Genomic DNA, 22,263 nt, shown 5'->3' on the forward strand with positions numbered 1-22,263 from the left:
CACACCTCAGCCCACGCTATCCTTGACTGGCGACAACTGGCTCGCATGCAGGCGCGCATACGCGCCGCCCTGCTGCAGCAAATCCCCATGGCTGCCCGATTCCACCAGGCGCCCGCCCTGCATGACGACGATGCGGTCGGCGCTTTCGATGGTCGACAAACGGTGCGCGATGACGATGGTGGTGCGGTTGCGCATCAGCACTTCCAGCGCGGCCTGCACGGAACGCTCCGACTCCGTATCGAGCGCGCTGGTTGCTTCGTCGAGCAAGAGAATCGGCGCGTCCTTGTACAGGGCGCGCGCGATCGCCAGGCGCTGGCGTTGTCCGCCCGACAGGCGTGAACCGTTCTGCCCCGCCTGGGTGGAGTAGCCTTGCGGCAGTTGCATGATGAAGTCATGCGCATAGGCGGCGCGCGCCGACGCTTCGATGCGGGCCTGGTCAGGGGCCGGGTCGCCGTAGGCGATATTCGCCGCCATCGTGTCGTTGAACAAAATCACATCCTGGCTGACGAGGGCAAACTGGCGCCGCAGGGCCAGCAAGGCGTAGTCGCGCACGTCGACGCCGTCGAGCAGGATCTGGCCGCCGCTGACGTCGTAGAAGCGCGGCAGCAGGCCCAGCAAGGTCGTCTTGCCGCCGCCGGAACCGCCCACCAGGGCCACCGTCTCGCCGGCGCGAATGTCGAGCGTGATATCGCTCAAGGCCGTGGGCGCATCGGGGTCGTCGCTGTTGTAGCGGAACTGCACGTTCTGCAGCGACAAATTGCCCTGCACGGCCGCCGGGGCCACTGTGCCCGGGTCCGGTTCCAGCGGCGTGTCGATCAGGCCGAAGACGGACTCGGCAGCCGCTAGACCCCGCTGCAGCGGCTCATTGATCTTCGTCAAATTCTTGATCGGCGACTGCATGGCCATCAAGGCGCCCATGAAGGCAACGAAGGCCCCCGGCGTGATGGCGCCGCTTTGCGCGCGCAGCATGGCGAAATAGATCACGGACGACAGGGTAATACCGACGAGCATCATGATGAAGCCGGAATTCATTGCCGACGTGGCCGCGTGCTTGACGGCCAGCTGGCGGTTGCGCTTGACGACGTCGACGAAGCGCGCCTGTTCGTAATCCTGGCCGCCGAAGATTTTCACGACGCGCTGGCCGGCGATGCTTTCGTCGAGCACGGACGTCAGCTCGCCCACGGCTTGCTGCGAACTCTTGCTTAAATGGCGCATGCGGCGTCCCGCCAGGGTCACGACGATGGCCACGATGGGCATCGACGCCATGCAGAACAGGGCCAGTTTCACGTCGATGCTGAACAGCAGGATCAAATAGCCGACGGTGGCGACGGAATCGCGCACCATCACGTTGAGCACGTTCAAGCCCGCCTGCGACACCTGACTGGCGTCGAAGGCCACGCGCGACTGCGTCAAACTGGTGGTGGTGGTGTCGAAGAAGCGGCTGGGAAGGCGCATGATGGTGGCGAACATTTTTTCGCGCAAATCGGCCTGCACCCGGCTCGATAGCCAGACGGAACCGTAATCGCCGGCAAAGCTCGACACCATGCGCAGCACGGCCAGGCCCAGGATGGTGGCGGGAATCACCCACAAGTCCACCTGCCCCGCCTGTGCCGGCAAGAAACGGTCGACCCAGCCCTGCAGCATGCCCATCACGCCGGACGCGGGCGCGACCTGCGTGCTGGCCGTCGTACGCATGGCGTCGACGACGTTTTGCAACTGGCGGATTAACAACACATCGGTGGCGGACGCCACGCCCACGGCCAGCAAGGTGGCGGCAACGATGGCGCCATAGCGGCGAAACTGGCCGGCCAGGCGGAAAAACAGGAGGCGACTTTGCTGCATGCAGGTGAGAAAAGTGAGGGTAAAGCGTGATTCTAACCGCTGCCAGACTTACCTAGAGGAAAGTCGCACCTTGCCGGTGCAGAACCGGCAAGGGAACAACACGGACGATCAGCTCTTCGCCACTTTCCACGCGGCCGCGCCGGCCTTGCAGACCTTCAGCTTGAGCGTCTGTTCCTGGCCCTTGGCGCTCAAGGCTACCTGCACCTTGCGGCACGTTTGCGCATCCGTTTTTTCCGTGTCGCTGGCCGTGATTTCGGCGGCGATGCGCACGGAATTGCGCAAGCCTTCATTACTCCATTGCACGGTTTCGCCATCCTTCTTGTCATTGAGCACGTCGGTGACGGCCTTGACGAAGACGGGCTTGTCGTTCTTGTTCAGGTAAGCCATCGGCGTATCGGCCAGGAAACCCAGGCCGACGGCGGAGGCGGAAGCGCTGAAGACGACGCTGCCGAAGATCAGGGCGGACAGCAAGGTGGCGGGACGAATACGCATGAAAAACTCCTAGTAAAAGTAAAAATCGGAACCGCCGGGGCGGCCCTTAGCCGGGATCCGCCGGCGAAATACCCACGGTCAGCAAGGCATCGATGCTGGGCACGAAATAGATCGCCGACGACAGCGCCGTGGAAAAATCCAGCAGCCTGTCCGTCTTGGTGACGCCATCATAGCCTACACCGTACATTTGCCGCAGCATGCCCATGGTCACCGTGATGTCCTTGCAAAAACCGACAAACATGACACCCGCCTCGCTGGCATTGGCGTAATTGGCATTGCGGCGCACGATATCGACTTCCTCGCCATCGCGGATGAACTGATTGCGGCCCACGTGGGAATCGACGGGCAGCGGCGACAATTCATGGCTGCCTGCCTTGGTGCGGCCCCACACCTGCTCCGCCGCGTGCACGGGCAAGGCGCGCAGGCGTTCCACGTCCATGCGCCATTTCTGCAGCAGCACGGTCGAGCCGCCCGCACCCGCCTCGCCGTCCGGAATGATGGCCACGCCGTTGGCACGAAACGGATTCGGATTGGCGACGCCGTCGGCAAAGCCGTCGAAGGTCACGTTATTGTGATACGGAAAACACACCTGCTCGCTGGCCAGCTCTGCAAACGGACTCAGCAAAGTGAGCGTCATGCGCATGCTGTCGTACAGGTTGGCCGCGTTCGACTGCGTGATCCAGACCCAGAAATCGTGCTGGGTGGCCGGCGCCGTCTTGCCGTTGGCGCCCACCAGGTCGTGCGCGAACGACGCCATATTGTCCGGCACGCAGCCGGGGCAAGCGGCGCGCCACAGCTCGGGCTTGAATCCCAGCACCACATTGGCCGTGCCGCCCGTCAACTGATGGTGGCGGTTCAGGGTGGGATCGAGGATACCCGTGACTTCGGATTCCCACAGCTTGCCCAGCAGCTTGAACAACTGCCGCATATCGACGCCGGCCTTCACATTGAACTGCAAATGCACTTCGTCGCGCGCGACGACAGACAGCATGCTTTGTGGGATTGCCATCAAATGTTCCTTTTTTACTTTCTGTGTGGATATTAAACCAGAACTGCCGAACGACAGTTTCATTTCGACAACATGCGGTGGCCGCAGCCATACCGCCTCCATGAATTGGACGATAATGCAATGACGTAGAGCAAGAATCAAAGAATGGATACCAATGAAATTGTATGAAAAGCTCGTCAGCGAGATCGAGCAACTGGTGGCCAAGGGTGTGCTCTTGCCCGGCGAACGCATTCCCTCCGTGCGCCAGACCAGCCAGCAGCACAAGCTGAGCATCACCACGGTGCTGCGCGCCTACGTCAAGCTGGAAAGCATGGGCGTGATCGAAAGCCGGCCCCAGTCCGGCTACTTCGTGCGCCCGCGCGCCGGCGACGTACAGACCGCCGACCTGTGCATGCAGGCCTCCCAGCCCAGTCCCGTTCCGGCGGAAGTGCACGTCAGCCGCCTGGTGCTGTCGACATTGCGCTCGATTGGCTTGCACGATGCCATCCCGCTGGGCTCGCCCTACCCCGACCCGTCGCTGTTTCCCTGGGAACGCATCAACCAGTATGCGGGTGCCGTGGCGCGCCGCAACCGCGTGTGGAACATGACGGACGACCTGCCGCCGGGCAACCCGCAGCTGATCCGCGAAATCGCCCGCCGCTACATGGAAAACGGTCTGGCCGTCGATCCCGATGAAATCATCGTCACCGTGGGCGCCACGGAAGCGATCAACCTGTGCCTGCAAGCCGTGGCCAAGCCGGGCGATACCATCGCCGTCGAGTCGCCCACCTTCTATGCCATGCTGATGGCCGTCGAACGGCTGGGCATGAAGGTGGTGGAAGTGTCCACCGATCCGTACGACGGCATCAGCATCGAAGCGCTGGCCGACATCATGGCCCGGCAACCGATCGCCGCCGTCATGGTGATGCCGAACTTCCAGAATCCGCTGGGCTTCCAGATGTCCGACCAGCGCAAGCGCGCCCTGGTCCAGCTGCTGGAGCAGCACGACGTGCCCGCCATCGAAAACGGCGTCTACAACGAACTGTATTACGGCGACGCCCACCCGTCCTCGCTCAAGTCGTACGACCGCAAGGGCATGGTGCTGCACTGTTCCTCGTTTTCCAAGAGCCTCAGTTCCGCGCAGCGCGTGGGCTGGGCCCTGGCTGGGCGCTACCGGGGCAAGGTCGAGGAACTCAAATTCCTCAACACCCTGGCCACATCGTCGTTTCCGCAGCTGGCCATCGCCGAATACCTGCAAAACGATGGCTACGAACAGCATCTGCGCCGCACCCGCAAGGCCTATGCCCAGCAAGCGCGCATCATGGCTGCCGCCGTGCAGCGCTTCTTTCCTGCTGGCACGAAAATCTCGCACCCGCAGGGCGGCTACGTGCTGTGGGTGGAATTGCCCGGCGGCATAGACTCCATGCAGCTGTACCGGCGCGCGCTGGAATGCAAGATCACGGTGGGTCCGGGGCGCATGTTTTCCGTCAGCCAGGCCTACAAGCATTGCATCCGCCTCAACTACAGCTATCCGTGGAGTGTGGGCGTCGAGCAAGCCATTATCCTGCTCGGCAAACTGATCACCGAATTCCTGTAGATCACTCACCCGCCCACCAGCGACATGCGCACGGTGGGATACTGCTTGCGCCCGCCAAGCTGGGCCAGTGCACCGCGCACTTCCGAATAGCGGTCGCCACGCCGCTGCCAGTGCTGGCGCAGCAGGGTTTCCAGTTCTTGCCCGGAGTCAAGCCGGGGCCGCAGGTCGAGGCCGTCCTGGGCGAACAAACAAGTAAACAGCTTGCCGTCCGACGACACGCGCACCCTGCTGCAGTTGCCGCAGAACGGCTGCGACACGCTGGAAATAAAACCCACTTCGCCGCCGCCATCGAGGTAACGGTAGCGGCTGGCCGTCTCGTGCAGGACAGGCTTGCCTTCGCCCAGCGACACGAGGGGGAATTCGGCGGCGATCAGCGCGCGCGCCGCGTCAGACGTGACGACGTGCGTGCGCGACCAGGCGCCGATGCCGCCCACGTCCATGAATTCGATCAGGCGTAGGATCACGCCCGTGTGGCGGAAGCGGCGCGCCAGCGGCACGATCTGGCTGTCGTTGACGCCTTTCTGCACGACCATGTTGACCTTCACGGGGCTCAATCCCACGGCTTGCGCTACCTCGATCCCGTGCAGCACTTTCTCGACAGGAAAGTCGACGCCATTCATGCGCTGGAAAATACCGTTGTCCAGACTGTCGAGACTGACGGTGACCCGGTCCAGGCCAGCATCCTTCAGCGAACGCGCCTTGGCCGCCAGCAAGCTGCCATTCGTCGTCAGGGCGATGCTCACGGCGCGCCCGTCCGGCGTGGTGAGCCGCGCCAGCGACTCGATCAGTTGCTCCAGGTTCTTGCGCAGCAGCGGCTCGCCGCCCGTGATGCGGATTTTATTCACGCCGAGGCGCACGAAGGCGCGCGCCATCGTTTCGATCTGCGCGAAGGACAGGCGCTCGCTGGAGGGAAGAAACGGATAATCGCTCGGGTACAGCTCGGCCGGCATGCAATAGGTGCAGCGGAAATTGCACTGGTCGATGACGGAAATGCGCAAGTCCGTCAGGGGGCGGCCCAGCATGTCCACGCACGGCTCACTATGGTCTGGCTGCGGATACCTGATGGTGTTCATTGTGCTTCCCCTTGATGTGCGTTCGTCTGGAAGTAGCATAGGACGAAAGCAGGCACTCAAGGAGGTACAGTCCGGCGCCAGGCGATAGAGTACAGATTCGGCTTTACTCTCCTGGTGGCGCGAACATGCTGGCGCACAGCTCGGCGCCCGCCGTACTCAGCGAAGCGCTGCCGCCGCCACCCTCCGCCGTGGCAACGGTCACCAGTCCCGCGCTGGACAGCGCATTGAGCTGGCGCAGCAAAGTGCTCATCTGTACTCCTGCCCGCTTGGCCAGCTTGGCCAGCGACCACGGTTTTTCCGACGCCTCCTGCCGCGCTTGCCACAGCAGCGCCAGCAGGGCTATCAGTGCCGCGTCGACTCCCACTTCCTTGTCTTCCTTGTGCATGTTTTTCTCCTTGTCCACATCATAAATCACGGCCGGCGCCGGCGCGACCGGCATCGTCGTCTTGCCATCTGTACTCTGTTTTTTTAGCCGGAACTGTGCGCCTATGGGGCTGTCCGCCGCCCCTACCATGTGATTGTCCCATCGCATATCACCAGGAGAGTCATCATGAGCAAGCCAAAGTCCGACGCGCGCATCGCGCCCTACACCCATGCCGCGGCCGGTTGGGGTGCCCTCAAGTACGTGGCCATCAATCTGTTCAAGGAAAAAGTCAGCGCGGGCAATTACCGCTCGCTGTTCGAGCAAAACCAGCCCGATGGTTTCGACTGTCCCGGCTGCGCCTGGCCCGACCGCGAACACGCGTCGACGTTTGAATTCTGCGAAAACGGCGTCAAGGCCGTGGCCGCCGAATCGACGAGCAAGCGCGTGCGCCCCGAGTTTTTCCAGGAGCACACGGTCACCGAACTGATGGGGCAGTCAGACTATGATCTGGAGCAACATGGCCGTTTGACGGACCCCATGGTGTACGACGCCGCCAGCGACAAATACCAGGCCATTTCCTGGGACGACGCGTTCGCCCTCGTGGCGCACCACCTGCACGCGCTGGACGACCCGAACCAGGCCGCCTTCTACACATCGGGGCGCGCCAGCAACGAAGCGGCCTTCCTGTACCAGCTGTTCGTGCGCGCCTACGGCACCAACAATTTTCCTGATTGCTCCAACCTGTGCCACGAAGCGACGAGCCGTGGCTTGCCGGAAACGGTGGGCATCGGCAAGGGCACGGTGCTGCTCGACGACTTCGAGCATGCGGACACCCTGCTGCTGTTCGGCCAGAATCCGGCCACCAACCATCCGCGCATGCTGGGCGAACTGCGCGAAGCATCGCGCCGTGGCGCCACCATTGTTTCCATCAACCCATTGCACGAACGGGGCCTGGAGCGCTTCACGAGTCCGCAGCATCCGCTGGAAATGCTGACGGGCGGCAGCACGAACATCTGCTCGCTGTTCATCTGCCCGACCCTGGGTGGCGACTTCGCGCTGATCAAGGCCATGGCCAAGCGCGTCGTCGAGCTCGATGACGAGGCCATCGCCCACGGCCAGGAGCGCGTGCTCGACTGCGCCTTCATCGCCGAACACACGACGGGCCTCGACGCGTTCGCGGCCGACCTGCGCGCGGAAAGCTGGGATTTGCTGCTGGCCGAATCGGGCGTGGCGCGCGACAAGATCGAAGAGCTCACGCAGATCTATGTGAAAGGCAAGGCCGTCATCGCCACCTGGGGCATGGGCGTGACGCAGCACAAGAACTCGCTGGCCACCGTGCAAATCCTGTCGAACTTGATGATGATGCGCGGCAATATCGGCAAGCGCGGCGCGGGCCTGTGTCCCGTGCGCGGCCACTCGAACGTGCAGGGCGACCGCACCATGGGCATCGAGGAACAGCCGACCAAGGAATTCCTCGACCGCCTGGGCCTCGTCTTCAACTTCGAGCCGCCGCGCCACCACGGCTACGACGCCGTCGGCACCATCGCGGCCATGCTGGAAAAGAAAGTCAAAGTATTTGTGGCGCTCGGCGGCAACTTCTCGATGGCCACGCCGGACACGCCGCGCACGTGGGGCGCGCTGCGCTCGTGCGACCTGACCGTGCACATCGCCACCAAGCTCAACCGCAGCCACCTCGTGCATGGCAAGGATGCGCTGATCCTGCCCACCCTGGGCCGCACGGAGATCGACGTGCAGGAAGGCGTGGCGCAAGGCGTGACGGTGGAAGACTCGATGAGCATGGTGCACATCTCGTTCGGCATGAACCAGCCCGCCTCGCCCAATCTGCGTTCGGAAATCGCCATCGTGGCCGGCATGGCGCAAGCGACCGTGGGCAGCGAAAAGATCGACTGGCTGCGCTATGCCGGCAACTATGCGCTGCTGCGCGACTCCATCGAGCAAGTATTCGATGACTTTTTCGACTACAACTTGCGCATAGCCAAGCCGGGCGGTTTCCACCTGAAAATCGCCTCGCGCGAACGGGTATGGAAGACGGACAGCGGCAAGGCGCAATTCATCGTCAACGCCGTGGAACTGGACACGCCGATCCACCGTGCGCGCCAGCAATATGGCGAGCGCCTGATGGTGCTGATGACCACGCGTTCGCACGACCAGTACAACACGACGATCTACGCCATGGACGATCGCTACCGCGGCGTGTTCGGCCAGCGCCGCGTGGTCTTCATCAACAAGGACGACCTGGCCATGCTGGGCTTTGCGGCCGGCGACTGGGTCGACCTGATCGGCGTGTGGCATGACGGCATCGAACGCCGCGCCGACCGCTTCCTGCTGGTCGAGTACGACATCCCGCGCGGCTGCATCGGCGCCTACTACCCGGAAACCAATCCGCTGGTGCCGCTCGACAGCGTGGGCGAAGGTTCGCGCACGCCGACCTTCAAATCCATCCCCGTGCTGCTGTCGCCTTCGGCCGCCCTCAGCTGATCAGGAGAACGCCATGTTCGGTTTCGATACCCTGGACCTGTCGCGCGCGCAATTTGCGATGACGGCCATCTTCCACATCCTGTGGCCCATATTGACGATCAGCCTGTCGCTGTTCCTGTTCGTTGTCGAGGCGCTGTGGCTGCGCACCAGCGACCCCGTCTACTATCGCCACGCGCGCTTCTGGAGCAAGCTGCTGGTGCTGAACTTTGCCGTCGGCGTCGTCAGCGGCATTCCCCTGGAATTCCAGTTCGGCACCAACTGGGCGCCGTTCTCGCACCACTCGGGCCAGTTCATCGGCAACATCCTCGGCTTCGAGGGCGCCATGGCCTTTATGCTGGAAGCGGGCTTCATCGGCGTCATGATGTTCGGCTGGGGCCGCGTACCGAAAGGCGTGCACCTGTTTGCCACCGGCATGGTGGCGCTCGGCTCCAGCATTTCCTCGTTCTGGATCATGGTCGCCAATTCCTGGATGCAGACGCCGGCCGGCGTGCGCGTGGTCGACGGCAAGATCATCGTCACCGATTACGTGGCCGCCATCTTCAATCCCGACATGGCCTGGGCCGTGGGCCACATGTGGGTGGCCGCCGTGGAAACGGGCTTGTTCGTCATCGCCGGTATTTCCGCCTGGTATATGTTCAAGCGCCGCGAACCGGCCTTCTTCGCCCGCTCGTTCAAGCTGGCGCTGATGCTGCTGCTCATCATCGCGCCGTTGCAGGTCTGGCTCGGCGATTCGAGCGGCGTCGATGTTTTCAAGACCCAGCCCGCCAAGGGTGCGGCCATCGAAGGCCACTGGCACACGAACCGCGATGGTGAAGGCGCGGCCTGGTCCTTGCTGGCCTGGCCCAACCAGCTTGAACAAAAGAATGACTGGTCGATCGAAGTGCCCGGCATGCTCAGCGTGATCGCCACGCATAGCGCCACGGGCAAGATCACGGGCCTGGCCGACATCGCCCGCGAAGACCAGCCGCCCATGCTGCCGCTGCTGTACTACGCGTTTCGCGCCATGGCCGGCATCGGCATGTGGTTCGTGCTGCTGTCGTTCTGGACCTTCGTGGTCTGGCGCAAGGCGGGCGGACGGGTGGAAGAGTTCGTACGCAACCGAAAGCTGCTGCTGGCCTGGGTGCTGACAATACCGCTGCCCTACATCGCCGTCGAGTGCGGCTGGATCGTGCGCGAAGTGGGACGCCAGCCGTGGGTCGTGTACGGCCTGCTGCGCACGCGCGACGCCGTCTCCGACGTGGCGGCCCATGCCGTGGCCGGCAGCATGCTGATGTTCTTCGTGTTTTACATCGTGCTGTTCGTCACTTTCTTTGTGTTTGCCAAGAAATGGCTGCAACAAGGCCCGGACGTGGCACTGCCGCTGCCGGACGCTGCCCATGCCGTGGGCTACTGAAATGCGCCGCTACCAATCAAGGAGTTTGTAATGGATATCAATTCGCATGCCATGCTGGGCAATGCCTGGTTCGGCCTGATCGGCCTGATGCTGATCTTTTACGTGGTCACGGACGGTTTCGACCTGGGCGTGGGTATCCTCAGCCTGTTCACCCGCCGCGAGCAGGAACGCAACCTGATCTTCCAGTCTATCGAGCACGTGTGGGACGCCAACGAGACCTGGCTGGTCGTAGTGGGCGGCGCCCTGTTCGGCGCCTTCCCCAGCGCCTACGCCACCTTGCTGGAACAGCTGTACATTCCCATCATGCTGCTGATCGCCAGCCTGATCATGCGCGGTGCCTCGATCGAGTTCCGCCATGCGGCCGGCAACAAGCGCCTGTGGGACGTGATCTTCGGCGTGGGCAGCCTGCTGGCCGCCGTGGCGCAAGGCGTGGTGCTGGGCGAGGTCATCACGGGCTTGCAGCCGGGCTGGCTGAGCGGCATCTTCACGGCCTGCACGGCGCTGGGCGTGGTGGCCGGCTATTGCCTGCTGGGCAGCACTTACCTGATCAAGAAGACGGGCGGCCAGCTGGAAGCGGCGGCGCGCCGCTATGCGACGGCCAGCGTGCTGGCGACTGTCGCGGCCGCCATCGTGCTGTCGGCCGGCACCATGGTCTTCAGTGCCATCGGCCACGACCGCTGGGCGCAGCCGGGCGTATTCGGCGTGCTGCTGGCCCTGGCCGCCATCGCCGCCAGCGCTTTTATTTACATCCTGTGGGCCGTGCACGTGAACGGCGTGCGCGGCCCGTTCCGCGGCGCCATCGTGCTGTTCCTGGCCTCGTTCGCGGGCCTGGCCATCAGCTTTTTCCCCGACCTCGTACCGGGCAAGCTGAGCATCGCGGCGGCCGCCTCGGATGAGCCGACCCTGATCTTCATGCTCATCGGCATGGGTGCCATGCTGCCGATCATGATCGGCTACAACCTGTTCCAATACTACGTCTTCGAGGGCAAAGTCGTGCCCCGGAAACATTAACCGGCATCACGGCATGCGTCTTCCATCATGATTATCCGCCCCACCACCAACTGGTTTCGCATGCTGTTCGTATGGGATGGCTCGGTGCTGCAAGCCATCATCCCGCAATTGCTGCTGATGCTGGTCGTCAGTTCGCTGGCCTTGCTGACGGATGGCCGTATCTTCGGCGTCAAGATTCCGCTCGATACGGCGCCATTTCCCATGGTCGGCATCAGCCTGGCGATCTTTCTCGGCTTTCGCAACAACGCCAGCTATGCGCGCTTTGTCGAGGCGCGGCATATCTGGGGGCAATTGCTGATCGCCGCACGGGCCCTGGCTTCGCAGGCGATCACGTATCTGCCGCAGGAAACGAGCGGCCTGGACCGCGAGTTGCTGCTGCGCCGCCTGACCGCCTTCGTCTACGCGCTCAAGCACCAGCTGCGCCAGACAGATCCGCAGCAAGACCTGGCGCGCTACCTGCCGGCCGAGGAAGTGCAGCGCTTGCAAGGTATCCACTTCAAACCCGTCGCCGTGCTGCATGCGGTACGGGCCATGCTGTACGACGCCGTGCGGCGCCAGCCGGGCCAGACGCAGCTGCTGTGGATGCTCGACACGCAGCTCAACGACCTGGCCGCCACCGTGGCCGGCTGCGAGCGCATCAAGAACACGCCGATTCCATATCCGTATGGCGTGCTGGTGCACCGCACCGTCTACATGTACTGTTTTTTACTGCCGCTGGGCCTGGTGGACGCCATCGGCGTGGCCACGCCCCTCATTTCCGTCTTTGTTGCCTACACCCTGTTTGCGCTGGAAGCCATCGCGCAACAGATCGCCGAACCGTTCGGCCTGGCGCCCAACTGCCTGGCCCTGAACGCCATGATGCGGGAAACAGAACGCTCGCTGCTGGAATTGAACGGCGACCCGCTGCCGCCATCGATCCAGCCCTGCCCGCGCTATCAAATCAATTAACGGGAGAACAGCATGGACTTTGATACCACTACCACCGAACGCGACGGTTTCCTGGAAGTTCCCATGGTGCGCCACCAGGCCGGTGTGGCCACGGCGGGCCACGACATGGTGGCCGAGGAGTATCCCGTAGCCCTCGTCTACAACGGCATCGCCCACGCGGTGATGATGGCTACGCCGCGCGACCTCGAGGAATTCGCCGTCGGCTTTACCTTGACGGAGGGCATCGTCGGCAGCGTACGCGACATCTACGACCTCGACGTGTGCTGCGGCGAGGACAGCGCGGAAGTGCGGCTGACCATTGCCCAGCCGGATTTGATGCGGCTCAAGGGCCGCCGCCGCGCGATGTCCGGGCGCACCGGTTGCGGCGTGTGCGGCATCGAAAGCCTGGCCCTGCTGGACCTGGTGCCGGAAAAGATCACGCGTCCCCTACCGCCGCTGGTCGCCAGCAGCGCCATCCTCGGCCGCGCCGCGCGCGAACTGCTGCCCTACCAGGAGCTGATGCACAAGACGGGCGGCGTGCATGCCGCCGCCTGGTGCACGGCCGAGGGCGCCATCGTGAAAGTGTTCGAGGATGTGGGCCGGCATAACGGCCTGGATAAACTGATCGGCTACCTGGCCCTGCACCGCATCGCCATGCACGACGGCTTCGTCTTCCTGTCGAGCCGCGCCAGCTATGAACTGGTGCGCAAGTCGGCGCGCATGCATATCGGGCTCGTCGCCACCATCTCGGCGCCCACCTCGCTGGCCATCCGCATCGCGCGCCAGGCCGGCATGCAACTGGCCAGCTTTTGCCGCCGCGACGGTTTTGTCGATTACACGGCAGACGAGGTGCCACCGGTGGGCTGAACATTGGCAAGCCCGCACGGCTGCCGCATAATGCGGGCATGTTCAAACTGACTTTTCTCGGCACCTCTTCCGGCGTGCCCACGCGCTACCGCAACGTCACGTCGCTGGCCCTGCAAACCACGCACAACCGCGACTGGTGGATGATCGATTGCGGCGAAGCGACGCAGCACCGGCTGCAGCGCATCCCCCTGTCCGTGCACGACCTGGTCGGCATCTGCATCACCCACGTGCATGGCGACCACAGCTACGGTCTGCCGGGCCTGCTGGCCAGCGCCTCGATGACGGGACGCAAGAGGCCCCTGCTGCTGATCGCCCCGGCCGCCATCAAGGCCTGGATCGATGCCACCTTGCTGCACACGGAACTGTTTTTGACGTACCCGCTGATCCATATCGACGTGGACAGCGCGCAAGTCGTGCATGAAGCAGCGGGCTTGACCATCGAGCGCCACGCGCTGTCGCACCGGGCGCCAAGCGTTGGCTACCGTTTTGCGCTGGAAACAAGCAGGTGGAAGCTGGACAAGCCGGCCCTGCTGGCGGCCGGCGTACCGCCCGGTCCCGCCTGGGGACTCTTGCAGGCGGGCCAGGATGCGACACTCGACGATGGTACGGTACTAGCGGCCGGCGCTTTCCGCCAGACGGAAACGCAGCGCGCCACGGTGGTGATCGGCGGCGACAACGACACGCCGTCGTTGCTGACGGACGCCTGCGCCGGCGCGCAACTGCTCGTGCATGAAGCCACCTACACGGAAGCGATGCTGCAGAAAGTGGGTCCCGGCCCCACGCACAGTTCCGTGCAGCGCGTGGCGCAGTTCGCCGAAGCGGTGCGCTTGCCAAACCTGATCCTCACCCACTTCAGCGCCCGCTATCACCATGCGGAAGGCATGGCCGAGCTGGAAGCGGAGGCCCGGCTGCATTACTCGGGCGAACTATTCCTCGCACGCGATTTCGACAGCTATGAACTCGATGCGGCCGGTGTGCTGAGCAAGCTGCCGGCAAAGAAATCTAGTGGGGATTGACGCCATATTGGGCCGCATATTCGGCCGCCAGTGCGCGCGCCGCTTGCTGCTGTGAGGGCGTAAGGATTTCCAGCAACTGGTCGCGGTTCTTGATCGATTGCGTACTGCCCGCCTCGGCCGGCATGGCGATCCACGCGTACGCTTGCACATAATCAAGTTCCACGCCCTGCCCTTGCGCGTACAGCAAGCCGTATTCATTCTGCGCCGACAGGGAACCGGCTTCGGCCGCCTGCTTGTACCAGAACGCCGCCTCGGCATAGTCTTGCGGTACGCCATCGCCCTTGCGGTACGCCTGCGCCAGGTTGAATTGCGACTGGCCATCGCCCGCCTCGGCCGCCTGGCGTCCGTAAGCCAGCGATTGCGCCATGTCTTGCGCGACGCCATCACCGCTCGCATACATCAGGGCGAGGTTGGCCAGCGACGGCGGAAAACCCGCTTGCGCGGCGGCCGTGAACAATTCCACCGCTTTCGGCAAGTCTTGCGTCACGCCATGCCCCTGGTAATACAAGCTGGCCAGTAAATGCTGGCCGGCCGGGTCGCCAGTGCGCGCGGCCGCGTCGAATTGCCTGAACGCCTCGGCGTGGTTATCGTCGTTATAAGCGAGGATGCCCGCTTCATTCAAAGATTCGGGAGAGGATGTCATCAGAATTCCTTATTCGGGGATTTTTTGGCATTGTACACAGCACTGTTCCGCGCAGAATGCACGATAGGGAATGGTGTGGCGCGTTGCCCAAATCATGCGTTATGATCATTCTCCGCATGATGCAATCTAGCCATTGCGCCCAATTGCCTGCCCAAGAATATCGCCATGAAACTGATTGCTCTGCTTTTATCCCTGATTTCCACCTCGGCTTATTGCGGCACCTTGCACCTGGACAAAGCCGCGACAGGCAAAGTACGGCAAGCCACGGATATCCGCTATGCGAATCACGATGAAAAACAGACCTACCAGCTGAAAATCGGCAAGCAGTGGATCAATGGCAGTTGCAGCAGCAGTGGCACGGGCAATTTGCACGCGCTGCTGCTGGACATGAATTTCGACGGCCAGGCCGACCTGTGGGTCACCGGCTACACGGATAGCCAGGGGCGCATCCGCTGTTCCGATGTGTGGCTGTGGGATTCGCCGGCGAAGCAATACCGTTTCAACAAACCACTATCAGCCATTCCGAATCTGGATATCAGCATGGCCGATCGAGCAATCAAAGGCGGCATCCCCAATTGCGGCTGCGCGGCACAATGTTTTTATGAAGACAGCTATAAGTGGCGGGCTGACAAATTAATCGCCACCGCCCGGCGCGAACAGGATTGCGAACGCTACCGTGAATATCGCTTGAATGAAAAAAACGACTTGATCATCGTCAAGGATGAAATCATCGATAGCGGTAATCCTGGCCAGCAAGCCATCGAAAAGAGAAATGTAGTTGACTGGCAGCGCCATGCGCACATCATGCGCAAATCCTGGGAGTGATATTTACCCCCAATCCGACACCATCGAACAACACATATGACGACACATCCAGCATCGATTACTTTTCATGCCGCCAAAGCCGAAGACACGCCGGCCTTCATCGAATTGCGCGGCAAGACGCGGCAAAATGCCATCCCAAAAGAACGTCTGGCGGAAGTCGGTATCACGGCCGATTCCTGGGCGGAAATGATGCGTTCGGGCAGCCTGCCTGGCCAGGTCTGCCATCACGACGGCCAACTGGTCGGCTACTGCTTTGGCGAGCGCGACACAGGCGAAATCATCGTCCTGGCCCTGCTGCCGGCATTCGAAGGCTTAGGCATCGGCAAGACCTTGCTGGAACTGGTGATGATGGAGCTGCGGGCGCAAGACCATCAGCGGCTGTTCCTCGGCTGCTCCAGCGATCCCGCCTCGCGCTCCTTCGGCTTTTATCGCTACCTGGGCTGGACGGCGACGGGCGATACGGACAAATATGGCGACGATGTGCTGGAGTTTCGCTTTACGGCCTAGGCGATCAAGCGGTTGGCATCCCACACGCACATCAACTGCGTGATGGCAGCGTCAAACACGGCGTAGCCAACGCCATCGCGGGCCTGAATCGACACGCCCGATAAAAAGCTGTCGAAGACGGACGCCAGCGCCGCTGCATCCGTATCTGCGGGCAATTCGCCGCTGGCCATGCCCCGCTCCACGCAGCGCACAAAGCCGGCGCGCGTACGGGCGCGCGAAGCCGTCAGCGGTGCAGCCACGGCCGCATGCTCGGCCGTCGGCGCGCTCATGCAGCCAAGCGCCACCATGCAGCCGGGCGGATGTCCCGCATCGGACTGCATGCGGGCCGACTGGCGCAAGGCCTGCTCAATGGCCGCGCGCGGCGCCAGGCCACCGTCCCACAGGCATTCCGTCACGCGTGCAAACGTGTCCAGATAGCATTGCGCCGCCTCGCGGAACAACGCTTCCTTCGAACCGAACGCGGCATAAAAGCTGGGCGCGGAAATGCCGCCGCCCAGACTCGCCTTGAGCTGGCTCAAGGACGTCGATTCATACCCCTGCTGCCAGAATAAAAACATGGCCTGTTCGACCGCTGCCTGCCGGTCGAACGTACGCGGCCGTCCCATTTGCGCCATCCATCGCTCCTTCTCATCTGCTTATACGCTACTTACATACTACTCGATACAGAAGTCATTGACAACGCGGCGCGCCATCGCCTATATTTATACTGATCGATACATATATACCGCTATAACGGTCGTGGGATTTCTGCGCCCGATTACTTGACAAGGATGTTTGCCGTGAATCACGCCACGCTCACTACCGGAACCAGCCCAGTGCTGGCCGACCGCCTCCCCGTTGCCGGCCTGCTGGCCCTGGCCATGACGGGTTTTATCTGCATCGTTACTGAAACCTTGCCCGCCGGCTTGCTGCCGCAGATCAGCGCGGGGCTCGACATCAGCGCCGCGCTGGCCGGGCAAATGGTCACGGCCTACGCGCTCGGCTCCCTGCTGGCGGCCATTCCGCTCACCATCGCCACGCGCGGCTGGCGCCGCCGCAACGTGCTGCTGCTGACCATCATCGGCTTTCTCGTGTTCAATACCGTCACGGCCTTGTCGTCGCACTACTGGCTGACTCTGGCGGCCCGCTTCTTTGCCGGCATGGCGGCCGGGCTGGCGTGGAGCTTGCTCGCCGGCTACGCGCGTCGCATGGTGGCGCCGCATCAGCAAGGCCGTGCCCTGGCGCTGGCCATGGTGGGCGCCCCCGTCGCCCTGTCCCTGGGCGTGCCGCTGGGCACTTTGCTCGGCTCGCTCGTCGGCTGGCGCGCCGCGTTCTGGATCATTTCTGCACTGACATTGATCCTGATCGCCTGGGTGCTGGCGAAGGTGCCCGACTACCCGGGCCAGTCCGTCCATGAACGCCTGCCCCTGCGCCGCGTCTTCACGACGCCGGGCGTGCGCCCCGTGCTGGCCGTCGTCATCGCCTGGATGCTGGCCCACAACATTCTCTACACCTACATCGCCCCGTTCGTCGCGCCGGCCGGATTGACGCGGCGAATCGACCTGGTGCTGCTCGTCTTCGGCGCCGCCGCCATGGCCGGCATCTGGATCACGGGCAAGCTGGTCGAGCGCCACCTGCGCGCCACCGTGCTGGCCAGCCTGGCCGTGTTCGCCGCGACAGCCCTCGTGCTGGGTGTCGCGTCGCACATCCCCTTTGTAATCTACCTGGGCATGGCCGTCTGGGGCCTGAGCTTTGGCGGCGCGGCCACCCTGCTGCAAACGGCACTGGCCGACACGGCCGGCAGCGGTGCCGACGTGGCCTTGTCGATGAATGTCGTGGCGTGGAATGGCGCGATTGCGGCCGCGGGCGTGGTGGGCGGCGCCCTGCTGGAAACCTGGGGCGCGGACGCTTTCCCATGGGCGATGGTAAGCTTGCTGCTGCTGGCATTCGTGATCGCCTGGTCGGCCCGCGCGCACGGCTTCCGGCCGGGACGGCGCAGCGGCGGCGCGCCCGTGACCGGGCATTGAAACGGTGCTTTCAACTCGCCGCCGGCACGTCCAGAATGCGGGGCACGTGGCCCGTGTGCGCAAGGAAATCGACGAAGGCGGCATGCGACAGCGCCACCGTGGCCGTGTTGCGCAGCGGGTGGGCTTGCACTGAATCAGCATCCCACACGGCCTGGTCCAGCAGCAGTTCCACCGCCTGCACGCTGTCGTGTATCAGCGCAAACAGACTGACGGCCCCAGGCGTGATGCCCAGGTGCTGCAGCAGGCGTTCGGGCGAAGCCATGCTCAGCTTGCTCGACGGCAGCAAACGTCCCAGCGCCGCCAGGTCGATGCGCTTGTCGAAAGGCACGATGACGAGAAAATGCCGGCGCCCTTTCTCGTCGCGCACGAACAGGTTTTTCACCATCAAGCCGGACATGGCCGGCACATGGATGAGCGCTTGGGCGATCGTGTACACGGCTGGATGCTCGACGAATGGGCAATCGCCGGCATGGCTTTCCAGCCAGCGGGACAGGGTTGCTTGCATGGGTATTTCCTCGGCGCGGATGCGATGAGGAATTGTAGCGGGTCAATGCGTGGTGGGGGTTGCCATCACGGCTTATGCTCTTGCTCTTTGTCGGCCTTGTCGGCAGCCGCCAGCCCCCAGTCATTCCAGCCTTCCCCAAACAGTTCGATTGGGTGCTGCGTGCGCTCGGAACCATTGCCACAACGCATGGCGTCCGGCGGGCAATACTTGTCGCAGCCCCAGCAGATGCGTTCGGGGTTCTTGGGGTTCAGGGGAAAGGGCTTGGCCATGGGGGGACGCAGTCGGTTGAAGTCTCCTTGTTGACTCTAGACCTGGCGCGTGAGGCGGTCAAACGAATTCCAGTGAGGAATTTGTCCGAGGTCAATTCTATGCAGATGGCTCGTGTGGCTGAAAGACACAATACCCTTCCAGCACGATACGCGCCACATTGACACTACCGTCGGCGGCCGGCTGCTCCTTGAGTTCGTCCAGCGCATACACCATCGTCACCATGGCGCCAGGCACGAACAGCTTGGTGTCATGCTTGCGGTGCGTGTAGATGCTCTCGTCGCATGTCGAACCATCCGCCAGGCGCAAGGTAAAACTGTTGACTTGATCGCCACGCCGGCTATCCTGGCCCGCGAAATACGTGCGCTCGATCCTGCCCGTCACCGTTTGCGTCTGGATGCGCCCGGCTTTGATGCTTTCCCACCACTCGTCCGAAGCGAACAGGCCTTGGCTGCCTTTCAGGCCCATGCGGGGCCTGGAACTGTCGAGAGTGAGAGATCGGGTCTTGGCGATACGGGCCGGGTCTTGTGCCAGGGCTTCTGCGAGGGTGTAGACGGGTTTCATCAGGGCGCAGGAATGGCTTGAAGCGCTCACTCAATGTTTGCGCCGAATGACGAAAGCATTGCCGGCAGGCTCAAAACCAAGTGTCGGATAGTAGGACATGGCATCGGGGGCGGACAGCAATATCAAGGACACTTCCTCGCCGATGATGGCCTGGGTGCGTTTGACAAGTTCTTTGCCGATACCGAGGCCCTGGTACTGCTTGTCTACGGCCAGGTCCGAGAGGTAGCAGCAATACGCATGGTCGGTCAGCGAACGGGCCAGCCCCACAAGCTCGCCATCCACCCATGCCGACAGCACCAGGCAAGGCGCGGCAAACATGCGCGCGATTCGCGGGAGGGTGCTGGTGGGCCGCTTGATGCCGGATTGATCGAACACACGAACAACGTCCAGCGGATCAAGGGGAAAGTTATGACGATATTCGATAGTGGTGTTTTTCATTGGTTCACGGGTGTAAGAAGATTGCGCATGGGAGACCTTTGCCATGGGGATAGTATCACCAGCGATGATTGAGGCATATGGACGCTACGGCATCAGTGAACAGCCTGGGGCCCTCTTGGCCTTGCGCCGATGCTTGGCCGCCTGTACTGCGGGCGGAGGCGGCACCGCATCGCCGGAATGTCCATTCAGTTATTAGGGCGCCTCCAATCTGTTAAAATAGTTGCAAATTTTAATGATCAATCATGAGTAACCTGGATTTTCAAACACAAGGAATGTGCTTAGCAAATGAAAGCCATTATATTCTGCACCAGTTTTATTAAAGATGCCCCGTCATGGGAAAGCCGGTATCAACGCTGGCTCGATTACTACGAAGATATTCCAATCAATGCAGTAAAGAAGATAATGATTGATGATGGATCGCCATTTCTTCCACCTGCCGAAATCATCAATACAGTTTCCCATAGCGCTCCGCTGGCGTCGAATGGCGATAAAAATCTCATCATTCGCTTCGATAACAATCTGGGACGGCAAAGCGGGGCAGACTACCCTGGCTGGTGGCGCAGCTTTCTCCACTCGGTCAAGGTGGCAAATGAATTAGGCGTGAATAAGATCATCCATATCGAGTCGGACGCCTATATCATGACGCCGCGCCTGGTGGATTTCATCAATGAAATCGAATCAGGCTGGAACGTCCTGTGGTCCCCGCGCTATCGCTTTCCGGAAACTGCCATTCAAGTTATCTGCAGAGATCAATTTGAAATTTTTGAGAAATTCAAGGAAAACCATCCCGATTATTCATTCCCGGATATTGCGGAAAGGTTGCTTCCTTTCACCACTGTGCACAAGCAGTTCAAAGGCGACCGCTACAGCGATTTCACGAAAAACAGATGGATATTCCGCTCGAAAAAATTCAACAAAATCCCCATTTTTAAACATGTGTTTTTCTGGGAAACCATACCGCCGGATGCGGACTTTGTTACGCAGGGTATTGGCCGTCAGGAGTTTGTTTATAGACGCGGTGAAGTGGCTTGATTTTGTGAGGGTGGCGAAGTTGCCGATTTGGATAGTAAATATGTTGCTACCGTTACGATTGAATAAACGCGTGTGCACCGCCCTTGTCGGCGTTCTTGCCGCCGGTACCGCATCGGCATTCGCTGCTACGCTTGACGAGGATCGGACACGCGGTGACATACATGGCTTGTTTGAAATCAGGGATGCAGCAGTAAAATTCATGACTGCCGAGAATTCCAAAAATGGAACAAGCTGGCAGGTATTGGAGCCGAACCGGAAGATTCTGGTGGCAAAATGTGCGGTAGCTTTGCGGGTGAGATGGGTTCCGAAGAGCCATGGCCTGTCTGGACCGAATGTTGCTGTGAATTGCGACAAGACCGTAAAGCCCACGATACAACATAAATGGGAAGTGTTTGTGCCGGTCGATAAGGGGCCGGTCGCGCGTAAATGATCAGGTGAGGATTGAAGAAACGAACTGATGCGTTGGGTGTTGTGAAAGCTGGCTCAATCGAAATCTGATTAGATAATCGAACGCGCGCCCACAGCGCGCGGAGCTGCCGCGCGGCGGCAACGGCTTGGCCACGTTCAGCATTACCAGAGCGAAGCTCCGCCAAGGACGAGGCTACAGTACTTGGGCGGCACTACTCCGCCGTAGTCGGATCAATGACCGAAATAACCTCCGACACGCGGTTCGCAGGGAAGCCGCCTAGCTGGGCATGTTCGCGAACCAGCTCTTCATTTGCAGCGATGTAAACACAGAAGATTTTATCGCCGGTCACATAACTTTGGAGCCATTGAATTTGTGGTCCCATCTTGTTTAGTACACCGCATGACTTCTGCGAAATGGCTTGAAGCTCTTGCTCTGATAACTTTCCAGCCCCGGGAATATCACGCTCAATAACATACTTTGGCATAGCGCTCTCCTTATGAGGTTTCCGGGCGAGTACAGCACTCGCCGGTGCCATACGTCACACATGCCGTGACGTCTATTCGTTATACACCACGCTGGCTGGTTAGTGTTATTTGAATTACCACAAAATGCCGATACGCGTCCATGCGGCGCGCGGGGCTAGCCACTAGCCGCATCGGGGAATGGCTGCCGCATCACTCGATATCGGCCGCCTATTCTTTGCCATCATGGGAGGGTCATGTCCAAACCGACCATCCTGACAACGACGAAGGTGACGAGTCCCAGGCCCATGAGCAATAGCACGAAACCTGCGACCACCTTCCCACTCGCGCGCAGCACAGCGCGATTCTGCTTCGCCTTGTCCTTATCCTTCTTCCCTTGATCGTAATGCCACTTGATGGCGAAGAACATGCCCGTGCCGAGCACGAGAGCCTTGAAGGTAACGAAAACTATAGGGGTCCAATCCAGCATTTTAAGTATTTCCAGTCTATTACTTGACACTATCTATCGTGAGGAGC

At 61.6% G+C, this 22,263-nt stretch carries 25 protein-coding genes; 12 read left to right on the forward strand and 13 right to left on the reverse strand.

Going from position 1 to position 22,263, the window contains the following annotated elements:
* Positions 1 to 6: 6 nt before the first annotated feature.
* From msbA to JAB6_RS19375, 3 genes are all read right to left on the reverse strand, one after another.
* Positions 7 to 1,842 (reverse strand): lipid A export permease/ATP-binding protein MsbA, encoded by a 1,836-nt coding sequence (msbA, locus tag JAB6_RS19365; protein WP_070304123.1) that lies wholly within the window; start codon positions 1,840 to 1,842, stop codon positions 7 to 9.
* Positions 1,843 to 1,950: 108 nt separating this feature from the next.
* Complete coding sequence (locus tag JAB6_RS19370) at positions 1,951 to 2,334, reverse strand: hypothetical protein (protein WP_034759028.1); 384 nt, start codon at positions 2,332 to 2,334, stop codon at positions 1,951 to 1,953.
* A 46-nt stretch (positions 2,335 to 2,380) separates the two neighbouring features.
* Positions 2,381 to 3,343 (reverse strand): Dyp-type peroxidase, encoded by a 963-nt coding sequence (locus JAB6_RS19375; RefSeq protein WP_175444574.1) that lies wholly within the window; start codon positions 3,341 to 3,343, stop codon positions 2,381 to 2,383.
* A 154-nt stretch (positions 3,344 to 3,497) separates the two neighbouring features.
* On the opposite strand from JAB6_RS19375, the gene JAB6_RS19380 reads away from it, so the two are divergent.
* Entirely contained in the window at positions 3,498 to 4,919 is a 1,422-nt protein-coding gene (locus tag JAB6_RS19380) for a PLP-dependent aminotransferase family protein (RefSeq protein ID WP_070304125.1), read from the forward strand.
* A 5-nt stretch (positions 4,920 to 4,924) separates the two neighbouring features.
* Here JAB6_RS19380 and moaA read toward each other — a convergent pair whose 3' ends face one another.
* Together moaA and JAB6_RS19390 are read right to left on the reverse strand one after the other, a co-directional pair.
* Positions 4,925 to 5,992: a GTP 3',8-cyclase MoaA gene (gene moaA, locus JAB6_RS19385; RefSeq protein ID WP_139143443.1), complete on the reverse strand. Its 1,068-nt coding sequence runs from the start codon at positions 5,990 to 5,992 to the stop codon at positions 4,925 to 4,927.
* Positions 5,993 to 6,095: 103 nt separating this feature from the next.
* Positions 6,096 to 6,377 carry a helix-turn-helix domain-containing protein gene (locus JAB6_RS19390; protein ID WP_070304164.1) on the reverse strand — a complete coding sequence of 94 codons (282 nt, stop codon included), beginning with the start codon at positions 6,375 to 6,377 and terminating at the stop codon, positions 6,096 to 6,098.
* Positions 6,378 to 6,542: 165 nt separating this feature from the next.
* On the opposite strand from JAB6_RS19390, the gene JAB6_RS19395 reads away from it, so the two are divergent.
* From JAB6_RS19395 to JAB6_RS19420, 6 genes are all read left to right on the forward strand, one after another.
* Positions 6,543 to 8,855 carry an FdhF/YdeP family oxidoreductase gene (locus JAB6_RS19395; RefSeq protein WP_070304127.1) on the forward strand — a complete coding sequence of 771 codons (2,313 nt, stop codon included), beginning with the start codon at positions 6,543 to 6,545 and terminating at the stop codon, positions 8,853 to 8,855.
* 13 nt (positions 8,856 to 8,868) lie between these two features.
* Entirely contained in the window at positions 8,869 to 10,248 is a 1,380-nt protein-coding gene (locus JAB6_RS19400; RefSeq protein ID WP_070304128.1) for a cytochrome ubiquinol oxidase subunit I, read from the forward strand.
* Positions 10,249 to 10,278: 30 nt separating this feature from the next.
* Positions 10,279 to 11,259 carry a cytochrome d ubiquinol oxidase subunit II gene (locus tag JAB6_RS19405; protein WP_070304129.1) on the forward strand — a complete coding sequence of 327 codons (981 nt, stop codon included), beginning with the start codon at positions 10,279 to 10,281 and terminating at the stop codon, positions 11,257 to 11,259.
* Positions 11,260 to 11,286: 27 nt separating this feature from the next.
* The gene (locus JAB6_RS19410; RefSeq protein WP_070304130.1) at positions 11,287 to 12,207 is read left to right on the forward strand and encodes a bestrophin family protein; all 921 of its coding nucleotides are present in this window, start codon (positions 11,287 to 11,289) and stop codon (positions 12,205 to 12,207) included.
* 63 nt (positions 12,208 to 12,270) lie between these two features.
* Positions 12,271 to 13,053: a formate dehydrogenase accessory sulfurtransferase FdhD gene (gene fdhD, locus JAB6_RS19415; protein ID WP_235194353.1), complete on the forward strand. Its 783-nt coding sequence runs from the start codon at positions 12,271 to 12,273 to the stop codon at positions 13,051 to 13,053.
* 38 nt (positions 13,054 to 13,091) lie between these two features.
* Positions 13,092 to 14,069, forward strand: a complete 978-nt coding sequence (locus JAB6_RS19420) for a ribonuclease Z (RefSeq protein WP_034759052.1) — start codon at positions 13,092 to 13,094, stop codon at positions 14,067 to 14,069.
* Here JAB6_RS19420 and JAB6_RS19425 read toward each other — a convergent pair.
* The gene (locus JAB6_RS19425; RefSeq protein ID WP_070304131.1) at positions 14,056 to 14,712 is read right to left on the reverse strand and encodes a tetratricopeptide repeat protein; all 657 of its coding nucleotides are present in this window, start codon (positions 14,710 to 14,712) and stop codon (positions 14,056 to 14,058) included. The two genes, JAB6_RS19420 and JAB6_RS19425, sit on opposite strands and share 14 nt — an antisense overlap.
* Before the next feature lie 165 nt (positions 14,713 to 14,877).
* Here JAB6_RS19425 and JAB6_RS19430 point away from each other — a divergent pair, with 165 nt between their 5' ends.
* Complete coding sequence (locus JAB6_RS19430; protein WP_070304132.1) at positions 14,878 to 15,537, forward strand: hypothetical protein; 660 nt, start codon at positions 14,878 to 14,880, stop codon at positions 15,535 to 15,537.
* Positions 15,538 to 15,573: 36 nt separating this feature from the next.
* A complete protein-coding gene (locus JAB6_RS19435) occupies positions 15,574 to 16,044 on the forward strand; it encodes a GNAT family N-acetyltransferase (protein WP_070304133.1) in 471 nt (156 codons plus the stop codon).
* Here JAB6_RS19435 and JAB6_RS19440 read toward each other — a convergent pair.
* Positions 16,041 to 16,601, reverse strand: coding sequence for a TetR/AcrR family transcriptional regulator (locus JAB6_RS19440; RefSeq protein ID WP_254671692.1), 561 nt, complete (start codon positions 16,599 to 16,601; stop codon positions 16,041 to 16,043). The genes JAB6_RS19435 and JAB6_RS19440 overlap by 4 nt on opposite strands.
* Before the next feature lie 303 nt (positions 16,602 to 16,904).
* Here JAB6_RS19440 and JAB6_RS19445 point away from each other — a divergent pair, with 303 nt between their 5' ends.
* Positions 16,905 to 18,050 (forward strand): MFS transporter, encoded by a 1,146-nt coding sequence (locus JAB6_RS19445; RefSeq protein WP_217494643.1) that lies wholly within the window; start codon positions 16,905 to 16,907, stop codon positions 18,048 to 18,050.
* Between the two features lie 10 nt (positions 18,051 to 18,060).
* Here the strand turns inward: JAB6_RS19445 and JAB6_RS19450 are convergent, their stop codons facing one another.
* From JAB6_RS19450 to JAB6_RS19465, 4 genes are all read right to left on the reverse strand, one after another.
* A complete protein-coding gene (locus tag JAB6_RS19450) occupies positions 18,061 to 18,555 on the reverse strand; it encodes a prolyl-tRNA synthetase associated domain-containing protein (RefSeq protein ID WP_070304136.1) in 495 nt (164 codons plus the stop codon).
* A gap of 65 nt (positions 18,556 to 18,620) precedes the next feature.
* Positions 18,621 to 18,824 (reverse strand): DUF3079 domain-containing protein, encoded by a 204-nt coding sequence (locus tag JAB6_RS19455; RefSeq protein ID WP_070304137.1) that lies wholly within the window; start codon positions 18,822 to 18,824, stop codon positions 18,621 to 18,623.
* A 97-nt stretch (positions 18,825 to 18,921) separates the two neighbouring features.
* Positions 18,922 to 19,416: a hypothetical protein gene (locus tag JAB6_RS19460; protein ID WP_217494641.1), complete on the reverse strand. Its 495-nt coding sequence runs from the start codon at positions 19,414 to 19,416 to the stop codon at positions 18,922 to 18,924.
* Positions 19,417 to 19,869: a GNAT family N-acetyltransferase gene (locus tag JAB6_RS19465; RefSeq protein WP_254671693.1), complete on the reverse strand. Its 453-nt coding sequence runs from the start codon at positions 19,867 to 19,869 to the stop codon at positions 19,417 to 19,419.
* A gap of 240 nt (positions 19,870 to 20,109) precedes the next feature.
* On the opposite strand from JAB6_RS19465, the gene JAB6_RS29040 reads away from it, so the two are divergent.
* Together JAB6_RS29040 and JAB6_RS29045 are read left to right on the forward strand one after the other, a co-directional pair.
* Entirely contained in the window at positions 20,110 to 20,856 is a 747-nt protein-coding gene (locus JAB6_RS29040) for a hypothetical protein (protein ID WP_139143444.1), read from the forward strand.
* 40 nt (positions 20,857 to 20,896) lie between these two features.
* On the forward strand, positions 20,897 to 21,286 hold the full coding sequence (locus tag JAB6_RS29045) for a hypothetical protein (protein ID WP_139143445.1): 390 nt from the start codon (positions 20,897 to 20,899) through the stop codon (positions 21,284 to 21,286).
* 190 nt (positions 21,287 to 21,476) lie between these two features.
* Here JAB6_RS29045 and JAB6_RS19475 read toward each other — a convergent pair whose 3' ends face one another.
* Both JAB6_RS19475 and JAB6_RS19480 read right to left on the reverse strand, forming a co-directional pair.
* The gene (locus JAB6_RS19475) at positions 21,477 to 21,749 is read right to left on the reverse strand and encodes a DUF4242 domain-containing protein (protein ID WP_070304141.1); all 273 of its coding nucleotides are present in this window, start codon (positions 21,747 to 21,749) and stop codon (positions 21,477 to 21,479) included.
* 221 nt (positions 21,750 to 21,970) lie between these two features.
* Positions 21,971 to 22,216, reverse strand: coding sequence for a hypothetical protein (locus JAB6_RS19480; RefSeq protein WP_034759085.1), 246 nt, complete (start codon positions 22,214 to 22,216; stop codon positions 21,971 to 21,973).
* Positions 22,217 to 22,263: the final 47 nt, after the last annotated feature.

The sequence above is a fragment of the Janthinobacterium sp. HH104 genome (assembly GCF_001758715.1).
GTDB classification, from domain to species: Bacteria; Pseudomonadota; Gammaproteobacteria; order Burkholderiales; family Burkholderiaceae_D; genus Janthinobacterium; species Janthinobacterium aestuarii.